General features: G+C 65.1%; 16 protein-coding genes. 1 reads left to right on the top strand and 15 read right to left on the bottom strand.

The features are described 5' to 3' along the window. Window positions 1-95: 95 nt before the first annotated feature. The 14 genes from ABLE92_RS24005 to ABLE92_RS23940 all read right to left on the bottom strand — a co-directional run bounded on the left by ABLE92_RS24005 (window position 96) and on the right by ABLE92_RS23940 (window position 12,793). The gene (locus ABLE92_RS24005) at window positions 96-896 is read right to left on the bottom strand and encodes a methyltransferase domain-containing protein (RefSeq protein WP_348807317.1); all 801 of its coding nucleotides are present in this window, start codon (window positions 894-896) and stop codon (window positions 96-98) included. A 31-nt stretch (window positions 897-927) separates the two neighbouring features. Then, a complete protein-coding gene (locus ABLE92_RS24000) occupies window positions 928-1,395 on the bottom strand; it encodes a DUF1877 family protein (protein ID WP_348807316.1) in 468 nt (155 codons plus the stop codon). Window positions 1,396-1,479: 84 nt separating this feature from the next. Beyond that, window positions 1,480-2,838: an HNH endonuclease gene (locus ABLE92_RS23995; RefSeq protein ID WP_348807315.1), complete on the bottom strand. Its 1,359-nt coding sequence runs from the start codon at window positions 2,836-2,838 to the stop codon at window positions 1,480-1,482. Window positions 2,839-2,951: 113 nt separating this feature from the next. Then, window positions 2,952-4,958, bottom strand: a complete 2,007-nt coding sequence (locus tag ABLE92_RS23990; protein WP_348807314.1) for a sulfatase-like hydrolase/transferase — start codon at window positions 4,956-4,958, stop codon at window positions 2,952-2,954. A gap of 156 nt (window positions 4,959-5,114) precedes the next feature. Further along, window positions 5,115-5,981, bottom strand: a complete 867-nt coding sequence (locus ABLE92_RS23985; protein WP_348807313.1) for an alpha/beta fold hydrolase — start codon at window positions 5,979-5,981, stop codon at window positions 5,115-5,117. A 153-nt stretch (window positions 5,982-6,134) separates the two neighbouring features. Then, window positions 6,135-6,554: a type II toxin-antitoxin system VapC family toxin gene (locus ABLE92_RS23980; protein ID WP_348807312.1), complete on the bottom strand. Its 420-nt coding sequence runs from the start codon at window positions 6,552-6,554 to the stop codon at window positions 6,135-6,137. Then, complete coding sequence (locus ABLE92_RS23975; RefSeq protein ID WP_348807311.1) at window positions 6,551-6,787, bottom strand: type II toxin-antitoxin system VapB family antitoxin; 237 nt, start codon at window positions 6,785-6,787, stop codon at window positions 6,551-6,553. Before ABLE92_RS23975 ends, ABLE92_RS23980 begins: the two co-directional genes overlap by 4 nt. A 93-nt stretch (window positions 6,788-6,880) precedes the next feature. Further along, the gene (locus tag ABLE92_RS23970; RefSeq protein WP_348807310.1) at window positions 6,881-7,360 is read right to left on the bottom strand and encodes a TspO/MBR family protein; all 480 of its coding nucleotides are present in this window, start codon (window positions 7,358-7,360) and stop codon (window positions 6,881-6,883) included. A gap of 45 nt (window positions 7,361-7,405) precedes the next feature. Continuing rightward, a complete protein-coding gene (locus tag ABLE92_RS23965; protein WP_348807309.1) occupies window positions 7,406-7,804 on the bottom strand; it encodes a type II toxin-antitoxin system VapC family toxin in 399 nt (132 codons plus the stop codon). After that, window positions 7,801-8,037, bottom strand: a complete 237-nt coding sequence (locus tag ABLE92_RS23960; protein ID WP_348807308.1) for a type II toxin-antitoxin system Phd/YefM family antitoxin — start codon at window positions 8,035-8,037, stop codon at window positions 7,801-7,803. Before ABLE92_RS23960 ends, ABLE92_RS23965 begins: the two co-directional genes overlap by 4 nt. Window positions 8,038-8,200: 163 nt before the next feature. Then, window positions 8,201-9,226: a methionine synthase gene (locus ABLE92_RS23955; RefSeq protein WP_348807307.1), complete on the bottom strand. Its 1,026-nt coding sequence runs from the start codon at window positions 9,224-9,226 to the stop codon at window positions 8,201-8,203. A gap of 26 nt (window positions 9,227-9,252) precedes the next feature. Next, window positions 9,253-10,224: a putative oxygenase MesX gene (locus ABLE92_RS23950; RefSeq protein ID WP_348807306.1), complete on the bottom strand. Its 972-nt coding sequence runs from the start codon at window positions 10,222-10,224 to the stop codon at window positions 9,253-9,255. A 229-nt stretch (window positions 10,225-10,453) separates the two neighbouring features. Then, a complete protein-coding gene (locus ABLE92_RS23945; protein ID WP_348807305.1) occupies window positions 10,454-11,407 on the bottom strand; it encodes a LysR family transcriptional regulator in 954 nt (317 codons plus the stop codon). 207 nt (window positions 11,408-11,614) lie between these two features. Continuing rightward, window positions 11,615-12,793, bottom strand: coding sequence for an MFS transporter (locus ABLE92_RS23940; protein WP_348807304.1), 1,179 nt, complete (start codon window positions 12,791-12,793; stop codon window positions 11,615-11,617). 47 nt (window positions 12,794-12,840) lie between these two features. Here ABLE92_RS23940 and ABLE92_RS23935 point away from each other — a divergent pair, with 47 nt between their 5' ends. Continuing rightward, window positions 12,841-14,025, top strand: coding sequence for an ROK family transcriptional regulator (locus ABLE92_RS23935; protein ID WP_348807303.1), 1,185 nt, complete (start codon window positions 12,841-12,843; stop codon window positions 14,023-14,025). Window positions 14,026-14,052: 27 nt separating this feature from the next. Here the strand turns inward: ABLE92_RS23935 and ABLE92_RS23930 are convergent. Continuing rightward, window positions 14,053-14,350: hypothetical protein (locus ABLE92_RS23930; protein ID WP_348807302.1), on the bottom strand; the 298-nt coding region annotated here is incomplete at its 5' end.

Raw genomic sequence — 14,350 nt, 5'->3', positions numbered from 1 at the left:
CCCGAACTGGGTCGCTTGACTCACTCGGGCGTGTCGTTAGCGTTTGGATACCGCGCCGTTGCCGTTCGGTGATCTACGCGTGGGTTGAGCCCGGGCTATGCACGGGCGACGATCTCCCCGTGCGGGATGATGATCCACCCGTCCGGATGCTCGGCCCAATCCGTCCACGCCCGCGAGATCGCGTCGAGATCGGCTTCCGTCGCCAGCCCACGATCGAGCGCCATCTGGCCGACGGAGGAGTGAATTCGCTTGGCCCACATGCCACCCCACGCCGCGCGATCCTCCGGCGTCGCATAACACCACACCGACGCCGACGGTGTGACCTCGGTGAATCCGGCTGCATGGGCCCAGCCCAGCAGTCGGCGACCGGAGTCGGGCTCGGCGTCGTTGCCGTGGGCGACGGCGCGATAGATCTCCAGCCACCGATCCAGACGGGGATCGGCCGGCCACCAGGTGAATGCGGCGTAGTCGGCATCCCGAGCGGCCACCACTCCGCCGGGCCGGGTCACCCGCCGCATCTCACGCAGCGCCGCCACTGGGTCCGACAGATGTTGGAGTACCTGATGGTTGTGGGTGACGTCGTACCTGTCGTCCGGGTCGGACAACTCGTAGGCGTCGTCGACGGCGAAGTCGACGGTGATCCCCCGTTCGGCGGCGAGCGAGCGTGCCTGTGGCAGTGGGTCTTCGGTGATCTCGATGCCGCGGACGCGTCCGGGTGCGACGGTCTCGGCGAGGTCGACGGTGATGCTGCCCGGGCCGCACCCGACGTCGAGGAGATCGAGGCCCGGACGCAGGAACGGCAGGAGATAGGCCGCGGAGTTCGCCGCGGTGCGCGCGGCGTGACTACCGACGACGACCTCGCTGTGGCCGTGGGTGTAGATGTCCTCCGGTGGCATGGTTGTTATTCTTGCACAGTCGGATTGGACCTCATCTGATCGTGTACACCAGGCCCAGACCATCGCGTGACAGCGTGGTCATGAACTCCTGCGCGGCGCGGAGATGGGTATTCGCATAGTCCGCGCTCGAGTATGAACACACCTTCTTGATCGTGTCGTCGTCGACGGGTTCGACGAGAACAATGTCCTCGGCGATTTCGCGCACCAGGTCCGGCGTCAACACGTGGACGAAGCCGATATGCGCGTGATACGGACCAATAGGTGTCACATTGCCTTTGACCAACTCCAAGGAGATTCGGGGCTGAAGGTGATCGTCCTTCACCGCGAACATGAATTGCAGTTCCCGCCAGGCCTTGTCGAGATACAGCATCCGCGGCCGCTGATCCTTGGGTCCCCACGCGTCGGCCAATGGGTCGTCGGAGAGAAACGGGTACGGATCACGCCTGGCGGACCCGACATCCTCGGCGTGGATTGGATATGCGTAGTAGCGGATTCCCATGTGCCGAATATGACACGGACTCCGATGTCGGGGCCTGCGTCGAGGTCTGCCTGTGGATAACGATGCTGCAGACTTCTCGCACGGTCAGATCGGTGATCGGAGTCGTCTGCGGGTGGCGGTGCGGTTGCGGGTGGTTCGGCGTGGTCTGCGGCGGATGGGTGGGTGGGGGCGTGGTGGTTGTGGTGCGGGCGGTTGGGGTCTGAGGACCGGTGGTGCGATGCTGCGGTGGGTGTGGCCGGTGGGGGTGCGGATGTCGAGGGTGTGGGGGCCGTTGTTGGTGGTGAAGATGGTGTAGGTCCAGCCGTCGGCTTCCTTGGAGTGGTTGTGGTCACTGCAGGTGCCGTCACCGTTGGTGGCGGTGGTGGCGCCGCCGCGGCGGTGGGGGTGGGCGTGGTCGATCTGTTCGACGGGGGCGTCGCAGTAGGGGACGCGGCATCGCTGGTCGCGCAGGGAGATGAAGTGCGCCAGGTTCTTCGGGAAGCAGCGACTGCGGGCGTCCATGGAGACGAGGGTGCCGTCGGCGGGTCGGACGTAGAGCCGGCGGATGGTGGAGGTGGTGGTGGCGTCGACGCCGAGGAGGATCAGGCGTCGGGCGATCTCGGCGGGGATGGGGCCGTAGCCGGGGATGTCGGCGGGTGCGTCGCTGGTGCCGAGCATGGTCTCGGCGGACATGATGAGGTTGACCGCGACGGGGACGGCGTCGGCGGTGGCTTGTCCGGTGACGCGTTCGACGAGGGTGTCGGCCATGATCTGGGCGTGGGTGCGGTCGTCGGCGCCGATGAGGGAGTCGGCGTGTTTCTTGAGGGCGGCGTACATGGCGATGCCTTGCACCATGGGGACCAGTGCCGACAGGTGGGTCATGAGGTCCGGTGCCGGTCGGACGCTGACGCGACGGTCCTTGTCGACCTTGGCTTTGCGGTCGACGACGGCGCGGGGTTCGAGTTGGTAGGCGAGTTCTTTGGCCTTGGCTTCGAGTTCTTTGTCGCCGACGCCGTCCAATGCTGCGGTGTCGCTGCAGAGTTCGCGGTCGATGGTTTCGCGGGATTCGCGGGTGAGGTAGGCGGTTTCGCGGACGAGGATGGTGGCCCGCCATTCGGTGAGGTGTCCGGCTGCGAGGGCGGCGAGGGTGTGTGGCATCTCGTGGGTCAGGGCGCGGGCGAAGCCGAGGTGGCTGGAGCCTTTGCGTCCGGAGGCCTTGCGGGCCAAGCCGATTTCGGCGCCGAGGCCCTTGCCGCGCCGGCGTTGCGGGACACGGCGGGCTTCTTCGTCGGCGGCGCGGAGTTCGTCGAGGCGGGCGGTTTCACGGACCTGCGCGGCGGTGGCCGCGGATTTCAGTTCCTCGAGGACGGTGAGGCGGTCGATGGCGTCGGCTTCGGTTGCCGCCGAGGTCATCTCGACGAGCGAGGTCAGTGCTCGACGGATGTCGTCGGTCGTCTCGAACATCCCACCCCCGCTGGATCTCGAATATGTGTTCCATGGTACACGTGTGTGGCGCAACTGTCGATGGCCACATGGGACCTGTGGAGAACAGGAGTGCGCCGGTCGGATTCGCCCGGTCAGGGGATCGCCGCGGACCATCCCTCGAGTGCGTGCAACGTATGGGTCGCCGCGGTGCGCGTGAGTGAGATCGGCTCGGCTCCAACGACTCCGAGTGATACCCGACGGAGGGTGTCGGACACCGGGCGGGCGCGATCACCGAGGCGGTCCAGCGCATTGGCGGCCTGCAGACGAATCCATCCGTCCGGGTGGCGGGCCATCGCGTCGGCGAGGTGCTGCAGGGCCCGGCGATCATTGACCACCATGACCAGTACTTCGGCGAGCATGAGGGAGACATGCGCCGAGGTCTCCGCGGCGAACGCGTCGCGAAGGTCGCCGGCGACCCGCGCACCGTGCGTGCCGAGCAGCCGGAATCCGCTTGCCGCCCAATAGCGCATCACCGCGTTGGGATGACGGAGAATCTGGTGAAAGACGGTCAGATTCATCGGGTTCCGGGTGATGGCGAGGCCGGCGAGGTGCGCGATCTCGGCGAGTGGGTAGGCCTGCGTCGATCTGCTGTTGACGTATCCCTCGATCGATGCGCTCTCCGGTATGAAGCCGTTGTCGTTGATCTCGAGCATGTGTGCGTCGAGCGCATCACGCAGTCGTGCAAGGACTTCCGCGTGCGCGGGACGCGCGGCGAGATTGGTCACCTCGTCGGGATCGTCGCGGATGTCGTAGAGTTCCTCGGCCGGTCGGCTCGTCCAGAACCGCGCGTGACGTTCGGGTAGTGTCCCGTGCTGATTGAGCGAGGCCCATTCCCGGTACCCGGCCTGCAGCCACATGAATTGCACGTGCTGGCCGTTGGGGACGTCCGGCATGTAGTTGCGGATGTAGCGAAATCGCTTGTCGCGCACCGTTCGGACGAAGTCGTAGCGTTCGTCCATCCGGTTGCGCATGCCGAAGGCGTACTGGGAGACGGCGAGCTCCGGCCCGCAGAAAGGGTCGCCGTCCATCCATTCGGGCAACGCGATGCCCGTGAGTGAGAGGACGGTCGGTGCGAGATCGGTGCTGACGCATACGGTGTCGTCGATGGTCGAACCGGGGTTTCCGGGTGCCAGGTGGGCGACATTCCGTCCGAATCGCGCGATGAGCGGGATCTTGAGTCCGCTGTCGTAGCAGAACCGTTTGGACCGGGGAAGGACCCCGCCGTGATCGCTGAAGTACAGGACGATGGTGTCGTCGGCGAGGCCGGCCTCCTCGAGTTCGCGTAGCCGGAAGGCGAGTTCGGAGTCCATCTGAGTGATCTGATTCAGATAGGTGGCCGCATCGTTGCGTGTGGTCGGGGTGTCCGGGTAGTAGTCGGGAATGCGGACATCGTCGGGCCGTGTCGGTCCACCGACGATGGGAGTCGGTGCCACGGCGTGGATTCCGGCGAGTTCGTGGAGGTAGGGCGCCGAGATGCCCGGGGGTGGCGACGGTGTCAGGAACGCCATCGACAACTCGTGGGTCATCGTCGGGTTGAAGACCGCGTAGAACGGTGCGCCTGCGGGCCGGTTGCGCCAATGTGCCTGGGGGGACGACTCATCCCAGGTGCGATCGAGATCAAGGCCGGCGGCGTTGTAGTCCTCCTTGGCGTTGTTGGTGCAGTAGTACCCGGCGTCGCGCAGGTATTGGGTCCACCCCGCGCCGTGGAGTTCGGTGGGAAGATCGCCGTCGGCGCGCATGTGGTTGGTGGGCGCGCACCGCTCCGGCGCGACACCGGTGATCATTGCGAACCGGGATGGTGCGCAGACCGGGGCGGCGGAGAAGGCGTTGGCCCACCGAATGCCGCTGGCGGCAAGCGCGTCGATCGTCGGGGTGTGTGCGCGTCCGCCGTAGACGGCGAGATGCTGGGCTCCACAGTCCTCGCTCACCAGGACGAGAATGTTCGGCCTGCCGATCGGGCTCGCCTGCGCCGGTCCCACCGGCGCCATGGCCGCGGCGACACCCGCGGTCAGGCCACCGGCGACGACCTGGCGACGGCTGAACGGTCGTGTCCGAGCGGACTCCGTCGCGAGCGATGGGCCGTGGGTCTGGCGGTGCATGTGCAGAGCATGGCAGGGCCGTTTGTTCCGAGCAGTGTTTCGAGACGTGTTGGGCCGAAGTCGCCTCCGTCTGTGCCGGTGGGGGTCCTGTCCGTCGTCTCGCGTCGCACGTCGTCGACGACGGCGGTGAAATTTGTTCCTTCAGAAGCCGCTGGGTCAGAGTTTGTGCCGATCGAGGAACGACTCGATGGCCGAGGCGAACACCTGGTTGTCGTCGCCGGCGACCATGTGGCCCGCCGCGCTGACGTCGGCGACCTCGGCGTGCGGTACCAGGGCGCGCATGCTGGCGATACCCGCATCGCTGACCACGTCCGACTTGCCGCCGCGCACGATCAACGTCGGTACCGTGACCCGACGCGCGGCGGCACTCAGACGTGCCGGGTCGGTGTGACGGCGCGGTTCGTCGTCGTCGGACACGATGAACTCGGGGTCCCAATGCCAGTACCAGCGGCCGTCGTCGTGTTGCCGCACGTTCTTGCGGAGGCCGTCGAGGTTGCGGGGCCGCTTGCGTTCCGGGTTGTAGGCGGCGATCGCGTCGGCGACCTCGTCGAGCGTGGCGAACCCGCCGACGTGGTCGGTCATGAACTTCTTGATCCGATCGACGCCGGCCGGCTCGATATCGACCACGACATCCACCAGCACCAGCGCCGTGGCGATTCCGGGATTCTCGCCGACCGTGCACAGACTGGTGATGCCACCGAGTGAGGCGCCCACCAGAATCGGGGGTGCATCGAGCGTCTTGACGAACCCGACCAGGTCACCGACGAATGCGCCGATCGCATAGTCCTTGTCGGGAGCCCAGTCACTGTCACCGTGTCCACGCAGGTCAAGGCTGTAGACCTCGTACCCCCGCTGCGCGAGCGCGGCTGCGCTGCGATCCCACGAATGCCGGGTCTGCCCGCCCCCGTGTAACAGAACGATGGGCGAGGGGTGATCGGCGGACCGCTCACCGAGCCACCGGTCACCGCTGATGCGCAAACCGGATACATCGACGGAAAAGTCTTGTGCACCAATGGTCGCCATTCATCGAGCATAGGTGATGAGGGGTCGCCGGCAGAACGATGCTCGAGACGATCATGACGACGGATGGCGGGCCGACGTGAGTGATGGCGCCACAATCGGTTTGGGGCTCTCGATCCGCTCAAACGTCGGTGTGCGCGGCCGCGAGGCCCGCGATTACGCGTCCCGGTTGTTGCGGAACTCGATAAGGGCGGACCTTATCCCGGTGTGGATGAAGTCGTTTCCCTTCCAGAGGAGCGGAAGGTTGCGCTGGATGGCCAGCGCGTAAGAGAAGCAGTCCCCGAAGTTCAGCTGGGCAGGATGACCCATCCCCTTACCGAAGTCCCGGAATGCCTGGCGGGCAATGTCGCCCTTTGTCTTGTCGGTGTCCACCACATCGACACCGTTCACATCGAGGATGCGATCGAGTCTCCGACCGGCCTCCGGGATCTTCTTCGTATCAACGACGATGCAGCATTCGAGGTACGTGGGGACCGACATCAGCGGCTGGTGATCAGCGAGGACTTCTGCGTAATCACGAGCATCGGGCTCAGCGGCGATGATGGCGATGATGGCGGAGGTATCGACCACGATCACGCCGGCATCCCGGAGTCGTCGTACAGGGTCGCAGTGGGGTCGTCGCCGGGGTCGAGTCCCAGCAGGTGCCCTAGTTCTGCGCCTTCTCGGAGGGTCGTCTCGACGGCATCGGCGGCCTTGAGTTTGCGTAGTCGTTCCTCGACCGCGCGTAGTACCGCTGTCTCCTGCGATTCGCCCGTCAGCTGGACGATCTCCTTCACCACAGAGTGCGTGTGGTCGTTCTTGATGTTCATGGCCATGCGGTACCTACCTACGTGATCTTGGTACCAAGCTACTACGGTCGCGGCCACCGGGGCTCTGCGAAAACCGGCCCGAGGAGGTGGCCGTCAGCGGTTGCGACGCCAGATCTCCGTCGACAGCAGTGTGGCGAATGCGCACCACGCCGGATACGCGGCCAGCGCTACCCCCGCGGTGCTGTCAGTCTGCGCGGTCCGCCGGGTGAGGTCGGCGCTGCTCGCGGTCAGCAACCCGGCGGCCAGCGCGGCCGGTCCGAGCTTGTGAGCGCCGAAGAACAGCCAGCTCCAGCCGGCGTTGAGTGCAAGGTTCGTGCCGAGCGCCACGGCGAACTGGCGCGCTTCGTCGTCGCGGGCGTCGTCGTGCAGACGGTCCAGGGTGGCGGCCGAAGTGAGTGCGATGTCGGCGTAGAGCGTCGTCCAGGCCAGCGGGAACACGACCGGAGGTGGAGTGAAAGGCGGCTTGCTCAGCGTCGGATACCAGTTCTCCACAGCGGATTTCGATGCCACGCTCCCGACGACGGCAGCAGCGGCGGTGGACGCTCCGGTGGCGATGAGGGTTTTCAGGCGCATGGTTTCACCGTACGTCGGCGGAGTCGAGGCGCACGCGCCTCTGTGTCATCGCCGGGTGTCGATGACCGGTGTGAGGGTCACGTCCTGGACGATCTTGTCACTGGTCGCGATGGTCAGGCCACGCCGGGTCGCTTGGGCAACGATCATGCGGTCGAAGGGATCTCGGTGCTCCCAGTTGAGTTGCCCGGCGATCACCGCGTCGGCAGAGTCGATGGCAAGATCGCTTGCCGCCATGGCGTCCAGCGTGGCAGTCCAGGTCGACAGGACTGGTCCGGCATCGAGTCGACCCAGTCGGGTCTTGATGGCGATCTCCCACGCCGACGCCGCAGAGACATACAGTTCATGGGCCGGATTCTCGAGCACTTCGAGCGCGTGACTCCCGAGGCGGTCAGGGTTCTGCAGCAACCACAGGAATGCGTTGGTGTCGAGCAGGACCGCGGTCACGAAGCGGACCCCTCCCAGATGTCCAACTCGGCTTCGGGCAACGGGGCATCGAAATCGTCGGGAATCACGAGTCCGGGAAACTGGCCGAACGCGCGAGGCCGTGCAGCGGTGGGGGAGACCACGGCCACCGCACGCCCATGGTTGGTAATCGTGACCGGTTCGCCGGTCCGCTCGACCTCGGCGAGGAGCGCGTTGAGACGCGCCTTGGCCTCGGTGCTGCTGACGGTCTTCATGGGCTCACAGTACACCGGTCGGACTAGTCTGAATAGTCATATTCGTCCAGTCTGGCTGCGTGGAGGTGCGACGCCATCTGACCAGGCCGCGCTCACCGGATCGCCGTAGCGTCCGAACACCCCGGTCGTGTCGGACCCGCCGCACGGTGAACCTCCGGGCCGGCTAGGAGAGTTCTGCGCGCAGAAGTTCGGCTCCCTGGGCGAGCGCGACCATCTTGTCCCGTGCGACACGTCGGGCGAGCGGTGCCATCCCGCAGTTCCCGCTGGCCCAGAGCTTGTCCTTGTCGACGTAGGGGAGTGCGCTGCGCAGTGTCGCCGCGACTTCCTCCGGCGTCTCGATGGTGTCGCTGGCGACGTCGATCGCGCCCAGCATGACCGTCTTGCCGCGAAGCAGTTCGATGACCTCGACAGGTACTCGCGATTTGTGACTCTCCAGCGACACAATGTCGATCGATGACTGTTGCAGGAGGGGGAACGACTCTTCGTACTGGCGCCACTCGGCTCCCAGCGTCGCCTTCCAATCGGTGTTGGCCTTGATGCCGTAGCCGTAACAGATGTGTACGGCGGTCTGGCAACTCAACCCGTCGGTCACGCGCTCGAGCGCCGCGACGCCCCAGTCCTTCAGTTCGTCGAAGAACACGTTGAATGCGGGCTCGTCGATCTGGATGACGTCGACACCGGCTGCTTCCAGGTCCTTCGCTTCTTGGTTCAAGATGGTTGCGAATTCCCACGCCAGCTTTTCGCGACTCTTGTAGTGGGCGTCGTAGAGCGTATCGACCATTGTCATCGGGCCGGGCAGCGCCCATTTGATCGGCTGATCGGTCGCTGCTCGAAGATGCGCCGCATCCGCTGCGAACACCGGCTTTTCGCGACTCACCGCGCCGACGACCGTCGGGACGCTCGCGTCGTAGCGGTCACGGATTCGCACGGTCTCGCGCCGTTCGAAGTCGACGCCACTGAGGTGCTCGATGAACGTGGTCACGAAATGCTGACGCGTCTGCTCGCCATCGCTGATGATGTCGAGCCCGGCACGGCTCTGCTCGTGCGCGGCGAGCGTCTGGGCGTCGAGTTTTCCATCGCGCAGTTCGTCGTCGTGCAACTTCCATGGCGACCAAAGCTTCTCGGGCTCCGAGAGCCACGAGGGCTTGGGCAGACTGCCGACGATCGTGGCGGGCAGGAGTGTGTCCATCTCTCGTTCCTTACGGTCTCGCGTGGTCAGGCCGGTTGCTTGGTGGCCCAACGCTCCAGGACATGGCCGTACGGCTGCATGAGACTCACTTCGGTGAACTTTCCCTGTGTGGTGGCGAGCTGAGTGCGCTCGACACGGTCGTAGGTCACCAGCGGAAGCGAGTAGTTGCCGTTGTCGAGACTCGGCCGGTACACCTCCGACGCCGCAGTGTTCGCGTTGTAGATCTCGGGACGATAGATCTTCTGGAACGTCTCCATCGTCGCGACCGTTCCCGCGAGCGCGATGAACGAGTAGTCGTTGAGTAGATCGCCGCGGTGGTAGAAGGCCAACGGAGCCGCGGAGCCCGGAGGCATGAAGTAGCGCACCGTGAGGCCCATCTTCCCGAAGTACTCATCGGTGAGCGACAGCGCGTCCGCCTCGTACTCCACGCCGAGGATCGGGTGGCGATTGGTGAGCCTGGTGTAGGTCCGCGACGTCGAGACACTGATGCAGATGACCGGCGCCTGTGAGAACCGGTCGCGGTACTCGTCGGATTCCAGGAAACGTTGAAAGACCTGACCGTGCAGATCGCCGAAGTCGTTGGGGATTCCTGTCGCCTGGTGTCCCGGGAGCCGGACGCTGAAATCGTAGTCACGGATGTAGGAGGAAAAGTTGTTCCCGACGATCCCTTCGGTGCGGGCGCCCGTGGTGGTGTCGAGGATGTCGACGTCGAGCACTTCGATCACCGGGAAGGCGGCGTCGTCCCCGACTGTCGTGAGATGCAGATCCACCGACACGATGTCGAGTTCGAGTTCGTAGCGGTCACCACGCGGATTGTCCCAATGAAGGAGCTCGTTGACACGGGTGTTCATCATCGACACCGCGTTGCGCAGGTTCTGCTGACGGTCTTCTCCGCGTGCGAGATTCGCGAAGTTTGTCGTGCCGCGCGAGTTGCTCGACGGGGTGTAGTCCTCGTCGAAGCGCGTCGTGCCGATGCTGAAGACACATTCATTTCTCATGCTCTGATGCCCCTATCACTGCGCAGGAGTGATTCCACGTGCGCGTCGTCGCGCGGTTCTCTGCTTGAGTTTCATAGCGCTTCGAAATCGAGCTCGCGATGGTCGAGGGTCAATCGAACGGACCGACGACACCTGGGAGTCAGTAGTCCGAAGCGGCGTGAAAATCAGTGTATGGAGACCGGCCGCGATAGCCTAATTCCTAGTTTCGATCGCCAGGCATAGGCATTGGCTATGTCAGCAGTTCGACTCCGAACTCCGAGACGACGTCGCGCATCTCCGCCACGAAACGCTGCGCCTGAGCGGTCAACGAGACCGAGGCATGGCCGATCCAACCGATCTCGATGCGTTCGTCCACGTCGAGCGCAACGGCGACGATCGACGGATCCAGATCGTCGGAGATGATGCCCGTCGAGATGGTGTAACCGCCGAGACCGATCATCAGGTTGAAAATGGTTGCTCGATCGCTCACGCGGATCTCTTGCTTCGACGACCGCGTCGAGAGAATCTCTTCGGCGAGGTAGAACGAGTTGTTCACACCCTGGTCGAACGTGAGCCGGGGCAGGTCTTCGAGGTCCTTCAGCGTCACGCTCTCTCTCCCTGCGAGGGGGTTCGTACGGGCGATGAAGATGTGCGGTGACGCGAAGAACAGCGGCGTGAAGACCAGCCCGGCTTCGCGGATCAGCTTGTTGATCACGCTTGCGTTGAAGTCGTTGCGGTAGAGCACCCCGACCTCGCTGCGCAGCGTACGAACATCCTCGATGATGTCCCAGGTGCGGGTCTCGCGGAGACTGAACGAATACTCGGCGGCTTCAGAGGCTTTCACCATGCGCGCGAAGGCATCGACGACGAATGAGTAGTGCTGAGTCGATACGGCCAGGAGTCGACGCGAGGGGCCGCGCCCCAGATACTTCTGTTCCAGAAGTTCTGCTTGCTCGACGACCTGGCGCGCGTATCCGAGGAACTCCGCTCCGTCGTCGGTGAGAGTCACTCCCCGCGTCGAACGGACGAAGAGCGTACGTCCCAGCCGACCTTCAAGGTCTTTGAGTGCCGCGGACATGGTCGGTTGCGCCACATAAAGTATGTCGGCCGCGGCACTGATCGATCCCTCCGCTGCCACCTCCACGAAGTAGCGCAACTGCTGCAGGGTGATTCCCCGCAGCGCTCCCGCGGTCTGCCGTGCCATGGCAAGAGACTATCGAGCCGACCGGGTATTCAGGGCTTGCGGCACTGTCCACGAGTGCCGGCCGTTCGTCACTGATGGCCGTCTGCCAGTCCAGATACTCACCGCGCGCGGCAAGGGCTTTGACCTGCGGGTGCGGATGGGGTGCCGGAAGCGCGGCAACCGGCACGAACTGTCATTCGACGGCGTGCGGCCGCGTGTCCGCTACCGTCATGATGCGGGCGCCGATCGCGTCCGATAGATGACAGCGGCTCCGACGACGATGAACACGGCACCGGTGACGGCCAGGGTCATCAGCGGACCATCGATCAGCCTGCCGCCGATCAATGCGCCGAGCGCGATACCGATGTTGGCGGTGGAATTGATCCAGGCGCCCGCGAGCTCCGGCGAGCGCGGTGCGGCATTCACGGCGGCCGCCTGATACATCGACGGCACTCCGCCGAAGGCGCCGCTCCACAGCGCCACGGCGACGATCAGTGCGGGGAGCCAGGCGTGTGCGACGCCGACGAACAGGATTGCCGCGGTGAGTAATCCGAGCACGGCGAGGATGGTGGTGCGCTGTCGGCGATCGATCGTGCGGCCCACGCATGCCAGGCCGACCAGGCCGCACAGACCGCACACCAGCAGTAGTGGTCCGATCCACGACTTGTGGGCGCCGCCGGTGAGCAGGATGACGGCAATGTAGGAGTAGACGGTGTATTGCCCGATGAAGGTGGCCATGTTCGAGGTGACCACCGCTCGGAGATCGCGGCGTTCGCGGCGTGACCTGGCAGGCGGACGTGATGTGATCCCTGGTACCGCAGGCAGTTTCACGCGGAGTAGGGCGAGCGTCAACGCGGCGAGCCCCGCGAGGACGGCGAATGCCGCACGCCATCCCACCAGTGAACCGAGCGTGGTGGAGATGGGCACACCGAGGACGAAGCCCGCCGTGGAACCGCCACTGACCACGGCCAGCGCACGGCCGACCTGATCTTTCTCGACGATCCGCGGCACGTAGCCGATGCAGACAGAGAAGAACAGGGCGTGGGCAATACCGCCGACCACTCGTCCGGCGGCGATCACCGCGAAGCCGGGCGCGCAGGCGATGATGATGTTGCTGAGTAAATATCCGACGACTGTCGCCGATAGCAGTGCGCGTCGGGGAAATCGTCGGGTCGCGATGGTGAGGGGCACGGAGAGCGTTGCCACCATCGCCGCGTAAACGGTGACGAGCAGACCGGTGGTCGATTCCGGCAGTCCAAACGCGTCGCCGATCGTGGGTAGCAATCCGACTGGCAACATCTCGGTGGTGACCGCGAGAAAAGATGCGATGGCCAGTGCGAGCAATCCCGGCATCGCGGCGCGTACGCCGTGGGTTGGCTCGGTGTGGGTCATGGTCGGGGCGGTCACTGCCACTAATATACTCGGCTGTCGAGTTTAATAAAGTTGGGATGACGATGACCACACCTGCGCGGGGGATGGCCGCCGCTCGATGGTCGACCGCGGCGCGCTTGATCGACGCCGTCCGGGATCGCCCCGGAATCACTCGTGCGGAGGCGACTGAGGTGCTGGGGATCAGTAGCGGCACCGCTGCGGACCTGCTCGGCAGGATGCGCACTTTGGAGCTGATCTCTGAGCAGTCGGCCTCCACCGGCCAACGAGGCCGACCGACGACGATTCTCCAACCTCATCCGCAGGGCCCGCTGGTGGTCGCCGCGGAACTGGGCGGAGCTGGATGGCGGGTGGCGCTGGCGGGTATCGATTCGGAGCCGCGTGTGGAGGTCCAAGCGGATGAGCTGCGCTCCGGTCCGGAACAAGTCGTGGCGGACCTGGCTGATGTCATCGGGTCGGTTGGCGCCACGGTCGGCTCGCGTGTCCGGGCGGTCTCGATCTCCGTTGCGGGCACGGTGAGCGATGACATGCTCGTCCAATTCACGACGTCGGGGTGGCGTGATGTGGACCTCTCACCGGTCATCGCCGGCTTCCCCACACACGGAGACGACGTGCCGATGCTGATCGGAAACGACGCGACGCTCGCGGGGTTGGCCGAGGCGCGCTCCGGTGCCGGGCGCGGGGTGGGCACGGTGCTTCACGTCATCGTCGCGGTGGGTGTGGGTGGTGCGCTGATCCTCGACGGTGTCCCGGCTCTCGGCGCACACGGCAGTGCCGGGGAGTACGGACATATTCCATTCGGCACCCCGGGACAGCAATGTCCATGCGGGGCGGAGGGATGCTGGGATCTGGTCGTCGGTGGACATGCCCTGGCTGCTCACCATGGTGACCCGGTGCCCCGAGATCCGGTCGGATACGCCCTCGAACTCGCACGCCGACCCGCGGATGCGCGGTCACGTGTGGCCTTCGAAAAGGTCGCCGAGGTCTTCGGGCGGGGAATCGGTGGGCTGGTCAATCTCCACGACCCCGATGTCGTCACCCTCGGTGGTCTCGGTCCGCTCCTGCGGGCCAGTGCGGCAGAGTCATTCGACACCGCGTACGTGTCGGGATTGATGTCGTTCCGGAAATCCGCGCCGCCCCCGGTTCTCGATGCCCACTACGCCGACGACGGCCCGCTGCGCGGGGCGGCTGTGCGCGGCGTGGATCACGCGACAAGCGTGGAGGCCTTGGCGCGATGGGCCGACCGCTGAGGAGCGGTTGTCGCGTTTCCGAAGATGTCAGGTCTGTTGTTGTCCGCGGGTTTCGAGAATGTATTGAGCTGCGGCAATGGGTGATTCGGTGATCAGCTCGGCGTCGGGGAACACGGTTGCGGGTCTGGCGACCAGGTTGAGGACAATGACATGGCATCCTGCGGCGATGGCGCTGCGGTAGCCGGTCGGCGAGTCCTCGACCTGAATCCCCCCGGGTTTCGTGCCGCTTCCTTTTGAGTCAGGAAGGATGAGCGGTATGCCCAAGAAGATTGATCCGGAGGTCAAGGCGCGTGCGTTGCGGATGTTGGCCGAGCATGGCGGGGAG

Source organism: Gordonia oleivorans, from assembly GCF_040044975.1.
In the GTDB taxonomy this organism is placed as follows: Bacteria; Actinomycetota; Actinomycetes; order Mycobacteriales; family Mycobacteriaceae; genus Gordonia; species Gordonia oleivorans.
The sequence above is the reverse complement of the archived record's forward strand: the minus strand, read 5'-3'. Positions and strand labels throughout refer to the sequence as shown.